This is a genomic window from Ruegeria sp. S84 (genome assembly GCF_056583445.1).
Genome location: NZ_CM152618.1, coordinates 1,230,596 through 1,243,899 on the forward strand (window position 1 = coordinate 1,230,596; position 13,304 = coordinate 1,243,899).

Genomic DNA, 13,304 nt, shown 5'->3' on the forward strand with positions numbered 1-13,304 from the left:
GAATGATCACCGAAGTTAAGAACATCCTGCAGGGCCCACTAAGGGCCCTGTGCGTTTTGGTACTTCTAGCTGTAGCAATGCCGCTGGGTGCGCAGCAACTGGGCGTGCCACAAACAGACGTTCTGACAATCTCCAGTGAGCGTTTGTTTGCAGATTCCGCCTTTGGGCAGCGCGTCTTTCGCGAGATTGAAGCCGAAAGCACCCTTTTGGCTGAAGAAAACGAACGGATTGTGGCGCAGTTGAGCAAGGAAGAAAAAGATCTGACCGAAATGAGGTCAGATCTTTCGGCGGACGAGTTTCGCCCGCTTGCCGAAGCTTTTGACGAGAAAGTTCAATCACACCGTGACGGCCAGCGCGCCAAACTGGACGCATTAGCGCGGCGCGGCGAAGAGGCGCGTGGTCAGTTTTTTGAAATGGCGCAACCGGTGCTGATCGAATTGCTGCGCGAATTTGGCGCCTCGATTGTGATCGAGCGGTCCAATGTGGTTCTAAGCACGGACGCCTCAGATATTACCAACGCTGCGATCGCCAGGATCGATGCCGCAATCGGCGACGGCGCTACACTTGAAAACAATAACAACGAATAGGCTGGCTTGCCCTTGGGTACGGGTATTGCTAACCACGCTTGAAAGAGACATCCAGAACAGGACATCCGCACCATGACCACGGAAACCAAGAGCGCCGACATTCAGCTGATTCAGCGTATATTGCCGCATCGCTATCCGTTTTTGTTGGTCGACAAGGTTGTGGATATCGATGGCTATCAATCAGCGGTGGGCATCAAGAATGTCACCATGAACGAGCCGCACTTTCAGGGCCATTTCCCCGGAACTCCGATCATGCCTGGCGTGACCATTGTCGAGGCGATGGCGCAGACTGCAGGGGTTATGCTGGGTGTCGGCATGGATGTAATCGACAGCGAGTTGCTGATCTATTTCATGAATATCGACAAATGCAAATTCCGCCGCAAGGTCGTACCTGGCGATGTTCTCGAAATGCATGTCGAAACTGTACGCGGTAAGAAAGGTGGCAAGATCTTCAAGTTCAGCGGCCGCGCGACAGTCGAGGGCGAAGTTGCTGCCGAAGCTGAATTTTCGGCCTATGTCGACTGGGACATGGAAAAAACAACATGAGCGGTATTCATCCCAGCGCCATTATCGAAGACGGTGCGCAGATCGGGCAGGGTTGTACGATTGGTCCATTCTGCCATATCGGTCCGCAGGTCCGTCTGGGCGATCGGGTCGAACTGAAATCCCATGTCGTAGTCACCGGCGATACGTCAATTGGTGATGACACAGTGATTTTCAGCTTTGCTGTTGTCGGGGAAATTCCGCAAGACAAGAAATTCGGTGGTGAGAACACGCGCCTTGAAATCGGTGAGCGCAACCGTATCCGCGAACACGTCACTATCAACACCGGCACGGATGGCGGCGGTGGTATCACCCGGATTGGCGATGATTGCTTACTGATGGCCGGTGTCCACGTGGCGCATGATGTACAAATCGGCAACCGGGTCATTCTGGTGAATCACGCTGGCGCGGCTGGTCACTGTATTATCGAGGATGACGTCATCGTTGGCGGAATTTCGGGCTTACATCAGTTCGTGCGCGTAGGTCGCGGTGCCATCATTGGCGCGCTTACGATGGTCCCGAATGATGTGATTCCATATGGGCTTGTTCAGGCGCCTCGGGGCGAACTGGATGGCTTGAATCTGGTCGGTTTGAAACGGCGTGGTGTAACGCGTGAGGATATCTCGGCATTGCGCGCGGCCTTCAAGGAACTGTCAGAAGGAGACGGCACCTTCATGGATCGCGCCACCCGGCTGGGCGAGGATGCAGACAACGAATATGTGCGCCAGATCGTCGAATTTGTGACGGGGCAAACAGACCGTTCGTTCCTGACCCCGAGGAAGTAGGCCAATGCTGGCATTGATCGCAGGAACTGGCGCTTTACCAGACGAGGTGGTCACTTGTCTGCCAAACCGCCCGCTAATCTGCGCTCTGGAAGGGTTTGAGCCCGATACACTGACCACCGACTTGGTTTTTCCATTGGAGCAACTGGGTAGCTTCATCGCCGATCTCAAAGCCCGCGGCGTGACCGAGATTTGCATGGCAGGGGCAGTGCGTCGTCCGACTGTCAATCCAGCTCGCATTGATGCGGCGACGATGCCGCTGGTGCCGATCCTGCAAAAGGCCATCATGGCCGGTGACGACGGCGCATTGCGCGCGGTCATTGGAATATTTGAGGATGCCGGTTTGACGGTCCGTGCGGCGCATGAGATCGCGCCGGATTTGCTGCCGCCTCTTGGCTCATCGACCGAAGCCCAGCCTTCTGAAACTGATCACGCCGACGCAGATCGAGCGGCAGGAATCCTGCGCAACATGGGGACGGCGGATATCGGTCAGGCTTGCGTAGTACTGAAATCTCAAGCGTTGGCGATCGAGGGCATCTATGGCACCGCATGGATGCTGCAATCCTTGACTCAGCGCCCCGACGCGGGCGGTGGCATTCTGTACAAGGGTCCAAAACCAGATCAGGATCGCCGCGCAGATATGCCTGCCATCGGACCCGACACCGTTTCGGCGGCTGTCGCGGCGGGCCTGTCGGGCATTGTCATCGAAAAGGGCGGCGTCATCGTTTTGCAACGCGATCGCGTGATTGAAGAATGCAATCGCCTTGGTCTGTTTCTTTATGTCCGCGAGCGCACGGTCTGATGCGCGTATTTCTGGTCGCCGGTGAACCTTCGGGCGACCGTTTGGGGGCCGCGTTGATGGAAGGTCTGCGTACCCTTTTGCCAGAGGTGCAGTTTGATGGGGTTGGCGGGCCGCTAATGCAGGCGCAGGGGCTGACCAGCCGATTTCCCATGTCCGAACTCAGCATTATGGGGTTGGTCGAGGTTCTGCCCAAGTTCTTTCACCTAAAACGCCGTATCGCTGAGACTGCTCAGGCAGTTCTAGACACGAAGCCTGATGTACTGATCACTATCGACAGCCCGGATTTCTCGTTGCGTGTGGCTAAGCTGGTAAAGGCCTCCAGCGAGATTCGCACTGTCCACTACGTTGCCCCCAGCGTCTGGGCCTGGAGACCGGGGCGCGCAGACAAGATGGCGAAAGTAATCGATCACGTCCTTGCGCTGTTACCCTTTGAACCGCCTTATATGGAGCGGGCAGGGATGGAGTGTGACTTTGTCGGCCATCCGGTTGTGAACGAACCCATTGCGTCCGATCGGGATATCCAGCGATTCCGCGCGGCTCACGATCTGGGCGACGCGCCCATCGTGCTGGCTTTGCCCGGCTCTCGGCGGGGTGAGGTCGAACGGCTGGCTCCGATCTTTGGCGCTGCTTTGCAGGAATTTCTGAAAAACCGTCCCGATATGCGCGTGGTCGTGCCCGCAGTTGCACATATGGTTGATGCGGTCGCCGAACAGGTTCGGAACTGGCCGGGGAATCCGATAGTTGTCGATCCGCGGGAATTGCCCTCGGACGACGCGCAAGCGCAGAAACGGGCAGCGTTTGCCGCAGCTGATCTTGCATTGGCTGCATCCGGCACGGTCTCATTGGAACTGGCCGCGCAGGCAACACCGATGGTGATCGCCTATAACCTCAACTGGCTGACCACGCTGATCGCAAAACGAATGGTTAAGCTGGACACCGTCACACTGGTCAATCTGGTCTCGGAGACACGCGCAGTACCCGAATGTCTGCTGGATGAATGCCAACCGGATAAGATCGCTGCGGCGTTGGAACAGGTGGCCGCCACCCCCAACGCCCAACATCAAGCCATGGCGACGACGATGGAGCGTCTTGGTCGCGGTGGCGAAGCACCGGGTTTGCGTGCGGCAAGGTCCGTTTTGGACAGAATGAAATCGTGATGCTGGATCACACGATCTTCGCTGCTTCGGCCTTCATGGCGCAGGTTTTGACCAATCTCGACAACCTCGCAGCGCTTGTTGCGCTGATGATGGTGTCTGGTCCGCGCCGGACCGTTGCGGGGTTCCTGCTGGCGCAGATGTTAATCATCGCGGCCGCCTTATTGTTGGCCTTGGGTGTCGATGATGTGGTGCCACATTGGGCCGGTTATCTGGGTGTGATCCCGCTGGGCCTCGGCCTGATCGGAGTCATGCGTCAATTTCGAGGCACAGAGACCGAAGAGGCCCCGCGTGTATCGACCAGCGCTTCGACGTTGGTGACGATGCTGCTGTTCATCAGCCTGTCGATGGACACATTTGCTGTTCTTGCACCGCTTTTGGCCGACTCGGCCCCCAGCTATCGGGTCGCAGGCGTCATAGGTGCGCTGGCGGCGGCTGTGACATTAACCATGATTGGGCTGGTGGGCGCACAATCCCCGATCATGACCGGCGGTTTCGCGCGACGGCTTGAAAAACTGGTACCTTACGTGATGATTTGTGCCGGGATCTATATCCTCAGCAACTCGTGGACTGACGCGATTTAGTAACCGCGCCAGATCCAGCCGCCGCCAAAGATACGGCTGCCATCGGTTTCGTAGAACACACAAGCCTGACCCGGAGAGATACCTTCCTCGGGCGTCAGCAATTCAACCTCGGCTGTTGTGTCCGAAAGGGGGCGAATAATCGCCTCACGCGGGGGGCGGGTCGAGCGGACTTTGACCGAAACATGCCATTCGTTCTTTGACGTGAACGGTTCGTCTCCCAGCCAATTGATCTCGCGCACGGGAACGGTTCTTGTGGCCAACATCTCTTTGGGGCCGACAACAACCTGTTTCTTGTCCACATCCAGCTTGACCACATACAAAGGTTCGCTGAGACCACCGATACCGAGCCCACGACGCTGACCGATCGTATAGTGAATCACCCCGTTATGCTGCGCCAGAACGCGGCCATCGGCGTGTACGATCTCACCGGGTTCTGCGGCTCCGGGGCGCAGTTTTTCGATCACGCTGGCATAGTTTCCGTTGGGCACAAAACAGATGTCCTGACTATCCGGCTTGTCCGCAACGGCCAGCCCATATTGTGCCGCCATCTCGCGCGTGGCGTCTTTGGAGGGCAGGTGGCCTAGCGGGAAACGCAGGAAATCCAACTGTTCCGGTGTGGTCGAAAATAGGAAATAGGACTGATCGCGATTTGCATCCTCAGCGCTATGAAGCTCGGCGCCTTTGGGGCCCATCTTGCGCTGAATATAGTGGCCGGTGGCCATGCATTCGGCCTCAAGGTCCTTGGCGGTCTCAAGCAAGTCCTTGAACTTCACCCGTTCATTGCAACGGATGCAGGGCACCGGAGTCGCGCCGGCAAGATAGCTGTCGGCGAATTCGTCGATTACAGCGTCCTTGAAGATATTTTCATAGTCCAAGACGTAGTGAGGGAACCCGCGTTCTTCCGCCACGCGACGCGCATCGTGGATGTCGATCCCCGCACAGCACGCGCCTTTCTTGGCCAACGCCGCACCGTGATCGTAAAGCTGCAGAGTAACACCTACGACATCATAGCCTTGATCAGCGAGATGGGCCGCCACAACAGAGCTGTCCACACCGCCGGACATGGCTACGACAACCCGCGTTTCCGAGGGTGGTTTGGCAAAGCCAAGCGAGTTCAGCGGGGTCTCGGTATCGAGGGCCATAGGCGGTTCCTGTCCGGGTTAAGAAAGACCGGCAGAATATAAGAAAATTCTAGACACTCTCAAGGGGCGGTTTCACGCCCTTTTAAGTAGGCTGGGTGCAGCTTTGTCGCAACAGCAGAAGGTATGAGAGATGTATTTGCACAAAGTGGAAGGTCCAAGGTCGGTCACCCTACCGGACGGGAGCGTGCTGACACGCGCCGATTTGCCTCCTGCGGATACGCGGCGCTGGGTGGCGTCGCGCAAGGTGATCGTCGTGCGTGGTGTACTTTATGGGTTGATTTCGTTGTCCGAAGCCAAAAAGCGCTATGGCATCAGCGATGAAGAGTTCAACTCGTGGGTCTCAGCAGTTGCTGAGCACGGGATCGATGCGTTGAAGGTGACGGCCTTAAAAAAATATCGACAACTTAAAGGTGAAAGTGAATAAATGATTCAACGGTAACGTCAGATTAACCATTTTTATTCAGGCTCAAATCAGTTGAAGAATTTGACCTAAATTGGAGCAGTGAACATGCGCATACTTCTTGTCGAGGATGATCCAACCACGTCCAAAAGCATCGAACTGATGCTGACACACGCCAATCTCAACGTGTATGCGACGGACCTTGGCGAAGAAGGCATCGATCTGGCCAAGCTATATGATTACGACCTCATCCTGTTGGACTTGAACCTGCCGGATATGAACGGCCATGAAGTGTTGCGCCAACTGCGCATAGCACGGGTAGAGACACCGATCCTGATTCTGTCGGGCGCTGATGACACCGAAAGCAAGATCAAGGGATTCGGATTTGGAGCAGACGATTATCTGACCAAACCTTTCCATCGCGAAGAGCTGGTGGCGCGCATTCATGCGATTATCCGCCGCTCTAAAGGGCATTCTCAATCCGTGATTCACACCGGGCAGGTCGCCGTAAATCTGGATGCCAAAACCGTAGAGGTGAACGGAAAAACCGTACACCTGACAGGCAAGGAATATCAGATGCTGGAACTTCTGAGCCTGCGGAAAGGAACAACACTGACCAAAGAAATGTTCCTGAACCATCTCTACGGCGGCATGGATGAGCCCGAGCTCAAGATTATCGACGTCTTCATCTGCAAGTTACGCAAGAAACTCAGCAATGCGACCGGTGGTGAGAATTATATCGAGACGGTCTGGGGCCGTGGATACGTCCTGCGTGATCCGCAAGCCAACAACATGGGTGAAACCCGCATGGCCGTGGGCGCCTAATCTGATCTGATTGCTACCGTCGATGGTCCGGGGCGGTAAATCCACTCGCGTGTCAGCACAACACTGGACCTGACCATGGCCTCGTCCTATCACTGGTTTTCAAGACGATGTGACAGGGCGGGGCCATGAGCGATACCACAGCAATCGCAGATCTGACAGAAGATGAAGCACGGGAAGAATTGGCCCGGCTCGCCAAGGAATTGCTGCGGGCAAACCAGCTTTATCACACTGAAGATGCTCCAGAAATTTCGGATGCCGACTATGATGCTCTCAAGCGTCGCAATGCCAAGATCGAGGCGCGATTCCCCGAACTGAAACGCTCCGACAGCCCTACTGAACAAGTGGGCGCACGCGTTTCAGATGGGTTTGCAAAAGTGACCCACGCCGTGCGTATGATGTCACTGGGCAATGCGTTTGATGACACGGATGTTGCCGATTTTGACCGCTCGATCCGCAAATATCTGGGACTGGGAGATGAGGCACCGCTCGCCTATACAGCTGAGCCCAAAATCGACGGCCTGTCATTATCCCTGCGGTATGAGCAGGGTGAACTGATGCAGGCTGCAACACGTGGTGATGGTGAGACCGGTGAAAAGGTTACCGCAAATGCGCGTACGCTTTCCGATATTCCACACCGAATTGAGGGTGCACCAGACGTTCTTGAGGTTCGCGGCGAGGTCTACATGTCTCACCATGATTTCGAGGCTTTAAACGCACGTCAGGTCGAAACAGGTGGAAAGACCTTTGCAAATCCGCGCAACGCTGCGGCTGGTTCGCTCCGTCAACTGGATTCCGAAATAACACGATCTCGCCCGCTGAAATTCTTTGCCTACGCCTGGGGTGAATTGTCTGCACCGCTAGCTGAGACTCAGATGGACGCAATTGATCGCCTCAAAACCTTGGGGTTCCAGGTCAATGCGCTGACAAGGCGTTGCTCAACGACTAATGAGATGTTGGAACATTACCGTCAGATTGAAGCTCAGCGCGCGACCTTGGGCTATGACATTGATGGGGTCGTATACAAGGTCGATGATCTGAGTCTGCAGGCCCGGCTGGGTTTCCGATCTACCACGCCCCGCTGGGCGATTGCGCACAAGTTTCCTGCCGAACTGGCTTGGACGCGGCTTGAAGCCATCGACATTCAGGTGGGCCGTACCGGCGCGCTTAGCCCGGTAGCGAGGCTGCATCCGGTAACCGTTGGCGGGGTAGTTGTTTCGAACGCGACCCTACACAATGAAGATTATGTTGCAGGGCGGGACGCCAAAGGCGGAGTCATTCGTGAGGGCAAGGATATTCGCGTTGGAGATTGGGTTCAGGTCTATCGGGCCGGGGATGTGATCCCGAAAATCTCGGATGTTGATCTGTCGAAACGACCCGATGATGCGCGGCCCTTCGCTTTCCCGACGAAATGCCCGGAATGTGACAGCGACGCGATCCGGGAAGAGGGGGATGCGGTCCGCCGCTGCACAGGGGGGCTGATATGTCCCGCTCAGGCGGTTGAAAAACTCAAACATTTCGTATCGCGCAAGGCGTTCGATATCGAAGGGCTTGGCGCAAAACAAATCGAGATGTTTTATGGCGATCCTCTTCTGCCAATAAACACACCCGCTGATATATTTACATTGAAAGATCGCGACACCGAAAACCTGGCCCGGTTGAAAAACCGCGACGGCTGGGGCGAGACATCGGCAAGCAACCTGTTTGCAGCGATCGATGACAAGCGAACCATACCGTTTGCCCGTCTGTTGTTCGCTCTGGGGATTCGTCATGTGGGCGAAGTTGGTGCACGAGATTTGGCGTTGTTTTATCGGGAATGGGATGTAATGGCGGCCTCCATTGATACGGCCCGGCCTGCCGCGCTTGCGCAGCGTGCAGCCGATGAAGCGGAAGACGCCGAGAGAATCGCGGCTACTGCAGAAGCGAGACGCGCGAAAATTAAAGAAGTTCGGGATGCGGCTTTCGCGCGAATGGATGTTTCGACGGATGCCGCCAGCGCCTGGGCTGATCTGATTGGTATCGACGGAATCGGCGCCACGCTCGGGTTGTCACTATCTGATGCGTTTGCCAATTCGGAGGAACGCCAAGCATTTGATGATCTGCGTAAACATCTGACGGTTGTTCCACCAGAGGCTCCTGCGTCGGACAGTCCGGTCGCAGGAAAAACCGTCGTGTTTACGGGAACGCTTGAAAAGATGACACGCGCCGAGGCCAAGGCCCGCGCCGAAGCGTTGGGAGCCAAAGTGTCCGGCTCAGTCAGCCAGAAAACCGATTTGCTGGTCGCGGGTCCGGGCGCAGGGTCCAAGGCGAAAAAAGCGGCTGATCTGGGCATCGAAACCTTGGATGAAGATAGCTGGCTTCAACTGATTGGCGATCTATGAGCGGTAGGCCTGAACAGCTCTTTCCGCTGTTTGCGGGTCTTGAAACACTAGATGGTGTGGGGCCGAAGACCGCGCAGCTTCTGGGCCAATTAGGGATCGATTCACCGCGCGATGTATTGTTTTCGCTACCCTATGCGGTGATTGACCGGCGGCGACGCGATACGATTCAGGGCGCCGACCTTCCGACGACTCTGACTGTTGAGGTGACGATCGGCGCGCATCGAGCACCGCGGAACAAAGGGGGCGCATATCGCATTCATGTTGAAGACAGTCAGGCGGATTTCCAACTGGTGTTTTTTCATGCCCGAGGGGACTATCTGAAGAAGCTGTTGCCGGAGGGCGCACGCCGGGTGGTATCGGGAAAGCTTGAGCTGTTCGATGGCATGGCTCAGATGGTACACCCCGATCATATGGTCGCGCCTGAAAACGCAGGCGAATTGCCCGAGTTTGAACCGGTTTATCATCTGACGCAGGGTGTGACGCAAAAAACTGCCTATAAAGCTGCTCAAAGTGCGTTGGCGCGAGTACCTGCATTGGCCGAATGGGCCGACCCCGCTCAGGTGGCACAACAGAATTGGCCAGATTGGACAACTGCTATTCACGCGGCGCATTACCCACAAGGGGCGGACGACGTAGCACCTTTTGCGCCTGCGCGGGAACGTCTGGCTTACGATGAGCTGCTCGCACATCAACTGACGCTGGCCCTGGCACGACAGCGTGAGCGTAAAGCGCGGGGGATCGTCAGTCTCGGCACCGGTGCTTTGCAATCCAAGGTGCTTGCAAGCCTTCCATATCGACCAACCGGAGCGCAGACACGCGCGATCGAGGAAATCTCGGCAGATATGGCCGCTGAGACGCGGATGAACCGGTTGCTTCAGGGCGATGTGGGGGCAGGAAAAACTCTAGTAGCATTTGTTTCGCTGCTCATAGCCGTTGAAGCTGGCGGGCAGGGGGTAATGATGGCCCCTACCGAAATCCTTGCCCGGCAGCATCTTGAAGGGCTGCGTCCATTGGCAGAAGAAGCCGGAGTTGTACTGGAAATCCTGACCGGGCGCGACAAGGGGGCTGAGCGTCGAGCGAAGCTGGCCGCGCTGAAGCAGGGAGATATTCAGATATTGGTCGGTACCCACGCGGTGTTTCAGGACGATGTTGAATTCAAAGCCCTAAGGCTGGCCATCGTTGATGAGCAGCACCGTTTTGGCGTCCGCCAACGCATGGAGCTGTCCGAAAAGGGCCAACGCGCTGATGTGCTGGTGATGACCGCTACGCCCATCCCGCGCAGTTTGGCGCTTGCGCAGTACGGCGATATGGACGTCTCGGTGCTGGATGAAAAGCCGCCGGGTCGTAAACCGATCAAGACCGCAGTCGTCAGCACGCAACGCATGGACGAAGTTGTGGCCCATCTGCGCGGTGCGATTGATGCAGGCAAACAATGCTATTGGGTGTGCCCATTAGTCGATGAATCCGAGGTCTCGGACCTGACTGCGGCTGAGGAGCGTTTCAAACGGTTGCGCGCGATCTTGGGGGACGACGTGGTGGGCCTGGTACACGGCCAAATGCCGACCGCCGATAAAGACGCGGCAATGGCGGCGTTTCAGAGTGGTAAGACCAAAGTCCTTGTCGCTACTACGGTGATCGAGGTTGGGGTGAACGTGCCCAACGCCACGATCATGGTGATTGAGCGGGCAGAGATTTTTGGTCTGGCGCAGTTGCATCAGCTTAGGGGCCGAGTTGGACGTGGTGAAGATGCCTCAACCTGTTTGTTGATTTATCAGCCACCGCTTAGCGAGGGTGGTCGCAAACGGCTGGAGGTACTCCGAGAAACTGAAGACGGCTTCCGCATCGCCGAGACCGATCTGCAGATGCGCGGTGCGGGTGACTTGATCGGAACCGCACAATCTGGCCTGCCAAAGTTCCGGATAGCTGATCTTGAAAGGCAAGCTGGGCTGATGGCGGTGGCGCAATCAGATGCGCGCGCTTTGCTGTCCGCAGACCCCAAATTGACCTCGGATCGGGGGCAGGCTGCGCGTGTTCTTCTGTGGCTTATGAAGCAGGATCAGGCGATCCGTTTGATATCAGTGGGTTAGACCGAAAATCCCACTAAGTTCACAAATGTTCTCAAAAAGTTCTTTACCGACTCGTTAAAATATGAGAACAAAAGGTCAACAAAGGATTAAACCTGACCGGAGGTGAGACCATGCTGAGCCAGATCAAAACTGCCTTTACCCGTTCACAATCCACGATTTTGCAGGATGCAGCGGGCGCGGTTTCACTGGTTGTGATGCTGGTGGTTGCCCTTCACCTGCCAACCGGGTTCTAAGCCTTTCTGCCTGCGATCTCGTGCCGATCACACCGCGCTTGTCTCCCCGTCATAGTCAAGGGTGACCTGCCTGTCCCATTTCCCTTGAAGGGGCCTGCCTCGGCCCCGTGCGGTGATCCGGACCCTACATGAGAAACGCATGACTTGCCGCCGCCCTTTCCGCCCGGAAGGTGCGGCGGTTCTTTTTACAGCTGTCCGGTTTTGATGATTTCGATCGTGGCGGATAGAACTGAATTTACGGCGACAGATGCAAGGATCATCCCCATCACGCGGCTGATGATCGCTGCGCCGGAATGCCCGATCAACCGGATGATCGGCTCGGCCAGCAGCATCAGCACAAACGCTATGGCAATAACGACCAGCATAACCAGTGCAGTGATGCTCTGATCGGCAACGCTGTATCGGTTGTTGTCCGTTAGAACCACTATCGCCAGCATCGCGCCCGGTGACGCAAGCGAAGGGACGGCCAAAGGGAAAATGGCCGGATTGGTCTTGTGCATTTTGTCGTCCAGGTCTTCTTCGGCCTGGCGCTGCTCGATCACCTGTTTGCTTTCGCCAAAGATCATGGTCAGAGCGAAGAGAAACAGAATAATTCCGCCTGCAACCTGAAACGAGTTAAGGCCGATATCCAAAGCCTCGATCACAAGTTGCCCGAAGATCAGAAAGAACAGCAGAATGCCTGCGCTGACCAACGCGGCCAGTAAAGCAGTTTTACGACGCGCACCCGTCGCGATCCCAGCAGTGACAGCGATAAAGACGGGGATGGTGCCGATCGGGTCGATCACGACCCAGAGCGTCACAAAATGTTCCAGCAAATTGTTCACGTTAGCCCCCCCAATCATTGGGGGCACCCTATACGGCTTTGTATGGAAAAGCCAATCAGGCGCAGTTGGCTTGTTCGGCCTGCTCCATCGCCTCGGCGGTCGCGTCAAGCGCCAGCAGGATTGACGCGTGGCGATTCTTGTAGTCCCGCGCGGGCATCAGAACTTCGAGCCCGTCAAAGGGCGCCTCGGGGGCAGGGCCGTCTTTCTTCAGCATTGCGGAAAGCTGATCACGTGCGGTTTCGACCTGCGACCGCGTCGCCCCGATCACGGCGCTGCCTACGACCGAAGCCGAGGCTTGACCCAACGCACAGGCCTTGACGTCTTGCCCAAAGTCCACGATCCGCCCATCTTCGAGCTTGACGTCTACAGTCACGGTCGATCCACACAAAGGGGCTCGTTTCTTTACCGTCGCATCGGGATTATCCAAGCGATCCAGATGGGGAATATCCGCAGCTAGCGCCAAGATGCGTCCGGAATAGAGCTTGATCAGATCGGTTTCGCCGCTCATGGCTTTCCCTCGTTGTCCATTCCCCATACATAATGGCGGGATTCTGGGATGCAAAAGGTTTTTGCGATGGCTGACGCAGTCTTGTTCGATCCGTCGACACTGAAATTCAACGAGGCGGGTTTGATCCCCGCGATCGCACAGGACGAAGCGACGGGCGAGGTTCTGATGATGGCCTGGATGAATGCCCAATCCATCGAGCACACGTTGGAAACCGGACGGGTTACGTATTGGTCGCGGTCACGACAGGCGTTCTGGATCAAGGGCGAAAGCTCAGGCCACTTGCAGGCCCTGGTGGATTTTCGCGTCGATTGCGACAGGGATTGCCTGCTGGTTGTGGTGAACCAAACGGGGCCAGCCTGTCACACCAACCGGCGAAGTTGTTTCTACACGGCCGTCCGCGATGGGACCGAAGTCGAACTCATGAAGCCGATGGAATAGTGGGGCCTCTGATGGTG

At 56.4% G+C, this 13,304-nt stretch carries 15 protein-coding genes; 12 read left to right on the top strand and 3 right to left on the bottom strand.

The features are described from left to right. Positions 1–2 precede the first annotated feature (2 nt). The 6 genes from AC1DFB_RS06205 (at position 3) to AC1DFB_RS06230 (ending at position 4,452) form a co-directional block, all read left to right on the top strand. Positions 3–587 (top strand): OmpH family outer membrane protein, encoded by a 585-nt coding sequence (locus tag AC1DFB_RS06205; protein WP_480759726.1) that lies wholly within the window; start codon positions 3–5, stop codon positions 585–587. A gap of 72 nt (positions 588–659) precedes the next feature. Beyond that, positions 660–1,133, top strand: coding sequence for a 3-hydroxyacyl-ACP dehydratase FabZ (fabZ, locus tag AC1DFB_RS06210; protein ID WP_170393131.1), 474 nt, complete (start codon positions 660–662; stop codon positions 1,131–1,133). Next, on the top strand, positions 1,130–1,915 hold the full coding sequence (gene lpxA, locus AC1DFB_RS06215; RefSeq protein WP_170405636.1) for an acyl-ACP--UDP-N-acetylglucosamine O-acyltransferase: 786 nt from the start codon (positions 1,130–1,132) through the stop codon (positions 1,913–1,915). Before fabZ ends, lpxA begins: the two co-directional genes overlap by 4 nt. Before the next feature lie 4 nt (positions 1,916–1,919). Further along, positions 1,920–2,714, top strand: coding sequence for a UDP-2,3-diacylglucosamine diphosphatase LpxI domain-containing protein (locus tag AC1DFB_RS06220; protein ID WP_170405641.1), 795 nt, complete (start codon positions 1,920–1,922; stop codon positions 2,712–2,714). Then, positions 2,714–3,871 (top strand): lipid-A-disaccharide synthase, encoded by a 1,158-nt coding sequence (gene lpxB, locus AC1DFB_RS06225; RefSeq protein WP_480922335.1) that lies wholly within the window; start codon positions 2,714–2,716, stop codon positions 3,869–3,871. Before AC1DFB_RS06220 ends, lpxB begins: the two co-directional genes overlap by 1 nt. Then, positions 3,871–4,452 carry a cadmium resistance transporter gene (locus AC1DFB_RS06230; protein WP_170800879.1) on the top strand — a complete coding sequence of 194 codons (582 nt, stop codon included), beginning with the start codon at positions 3,871–3,873 and terminating at the stop codon, positions 4,450–4,452. The genes lpxB and AC1DFB_RS06230 overlap by 1 nt, the downstream gene beginning before the upstream one ends. On the opposite strand, the gene mnmA is transcribed toward AC1DFB_RS06230, so the two are convergent. Further along, on the bottom strand, positions 4,449–5,594 hold the full coding sequence (mnmA, locus tag AC1DFB_RS06235; protein ID WP_170800877.1) for a tRNA 2-thiouridine(34) synthase MnmA: 1,146 nt from the start codon (positions 5,592–5,594) through the stop codon (positions 4,449–4,451). The two genes, AC1DFB_RS06230 and mnmA, sit on opposite strands and share 4 nt — an antisense overlap. Positions 5,595–5,724: 130 nt before the next feature. On the opposite strand from mnmA, the gene sciP reads away from it, so the two are divergent. The 5 genes from sciP to AC1DFB_RS06260 all read left to right on the top strand — a co-directional run bounded on the left by sciP (position 5,725) and on the right by AC1DFB_RS06260 (position 11,517). After that, positions 5,725–6,018, top strand: coding sequence for a CtrA inhibitor SciP (gene sciP, locus AC1DFB_RS06240; protein ID WP_170393125.1), 294 nt, complete (start codon positions 5,725–5,727; stop codon positions 6,016–6,018). Positions 6,019–6,102: 84 nt separating this feature from the next. Continuing rightward, entirely contained in the window at positions 6,103–6,819 is a 717-nt protein-coding gene (gene ctrA / locus AC1DFB_RS06245; protein ID WP_170393124.1) for a response regulator transcription factor CtrA, read from the top strand. Between the two features lie 125 nt (positions 6,820–6,944). Continuing rightward, complete coding sequence (gene ligA / locus AC1DFB_RS06250; RefSeq protein ID WP_480922336.1) at positions 6,945–9,197, top strand: NAD-dependent DNA ligase LigA; 2,253 nt, start codon at positions 6,945–6,947, stop codon at positions 9,195–9,197. Then, the gene (gene recG / locus AC1DFB_RS06255; RefSeq protein ID WP_480922337.1) at positions 9,194–11,284 is read left to right on the top strand and encodes an ATP-dependent DNA helicase RecG; all 2,091 of its coding nucleotides are present in this window, start codon (positions 9,194–9,196) and stop codon (positions 11,282–11,284) included. Before ligA ends, recG begins: the two co-directional genes overlap by 4 nt. 110 nt (positions 11,285–11,394) lie before the next feature. Further along, a complete protein-coding gene (locus AC1DFB_RS06260) occupies positions 11,395–11,517 on the top strand; it encodes a hypothetical protein (protein ID WP_255612104.1) in 123 nt (40 codons plus the stop codon). Between the two features lie 185 nt (positions 11,518–11,702). Here the strand turns inward: AC1DFB_RS06260 and AC1DFB_RS06265 are convergent, their stop codons facing one another. After that, positions 11,703–12,341 carry a MarC family protein gene (locus tag AC1DFB_RS06265; protein WP_170393121.1) on the bottom strand — a complete coding sequence of 213 codons (639 nt, stop codon included), beginning with the start codon at positions 12,339–12,341 and terminating at the stop codon, positions 11,703–11,705. Positions 12,342–12,396: 55 nt separating this feature from the next. Next, complete coding sequence (locus AC1DFB_RS06270; RefSeq protein ID WP_170405662.1) at positions 12,397–12,849, bottom strand: iron-sulfur cluster assembly scaffold protein; 453 nt, start codon at positions 12,847–12,849, stop codon at positions 12,397–12,399. 48 nt (positions 12,850–12,897) lie between these two features. Between AC1DFB_RS06270 and hisI the strand changes: the two genes are divergently transcribed. Further along, the gene (gene hisI / locus AC1DFB_RS06275) at positions 12,898–13,287 is read left to right on the top strand and encodes a phosphoribosyl-AMP cyclohydrolase (RefSeq protein WP_170421534.1); all 390 of its coding nucleotides are present in this window, start codon (positions 12,898–12,900) and stop codon (positions 13,285–13,287) included. Positions 13,288–13,304: the final 17 nt, after the last annotated feature.

What these genes read in the sequence shown, in the direction of transcription:
- AC1DFB_RS06205 (WP_480759726.1), top strand. Translation starts at nt 3, where the DNA reads ATGATCACCGAAGTTAAGAACATCCTGCAGGGCCCACTAAGGGCCCTG.
- fabZ (WP_170393131.1), top strand. Translation starts at nt 660, where the DNA reads ATGACCACGGAAACCAAGAGCGCCGACATTCAGCTGATTCAGCGTATA.
- lpxA (WP_170405636.1), top strand. Translation starts at nt 1,130, where the DNA reads ATGAGCGGTATTCATCCCAGCGCCATTATCGAAGACGGTGCGCAGATC.
- AC1DFB_RS06220 (WP_170405641.1), top strand. Translation starts at nt 1,920, where the DNA reads ATGCTGGCATTGATCGCAGGAACTGGCGCTTTACCAGACGAGGTGGTC.
- lpxB (WP_480922335.1), top strand. Translation starts at nt 2,714, where the DNA reads ATGCGCGTATTTCTGGTCGCCGGTGAACCTTCGGGCGACCGTTTGGGG.
- AC1DFB_RS06230 (WP_170800879.1), top strand. Translation starts at nt 3,871, where the DNA reads ATGCTGGATCACACGATCTTCGCTGCTTCGGCCTTCATGGCGCAGGTT.
- mnmA (WP_170800877.1), bottom strand. Translation starts at nt 5,594, where the DNA reads ATGGCCCTCGATACCGAGACCCCGCTGAACTCGCTTGGCTTTGCCAAA.
- sciP (WP_170393125.1), top strand. Translation starts at nt 5,725, where the DNA reads ATGTATTTGCACAAAGTGGAAGGTCCAAGGTCGGTCACCCTACCGGAC.
- ctrA (WP_170393124.1), top strand. Translation starts at nt 6,103, where the DNA reads ATGCGCATACTTCTTGTCGAGGATGATCCAACCACGTCCAAAAGCATC.
- ligA (WP_480922336.1), top strand. Translation starts at nt 6,945, where the DNA reads ATGAGCGATACCACAGCAATCGCAGATCTGACAGAAGATGAAGCACGG.
- recG (WP_480922337.1), top strand. Translation starts at nt 9,194, where the DNA reads ATGAGCGGTAGGCCTGAACAGCTCTTTCCGCTGTTTGCGGGTCTTGAA.
- AC1DFB_RS06260 (WP_255612104.1), top strand. Translation starts at nt 11,395, where the DNA reads ATGCTGAGCCAGATCAAAACTGCCTTTACCCGTTCACAATCCACGATT.
- AC1DFB_RS06270 (WP_170405662.1), bottom strand. Translation starts at nt 12,849, where the DNA reads ATGAGCGGCGAAACCGATCTGATCAAGCTCTATTCCGGACGCATCTTG.
- hisI (WP_170421534.1), top strand. Translation starts at nt 12,898, where the DNA reads ATGCAAAAGGTTTTTGCGATGGCTGACGCAGTCTTGTTCGATCCGTCG.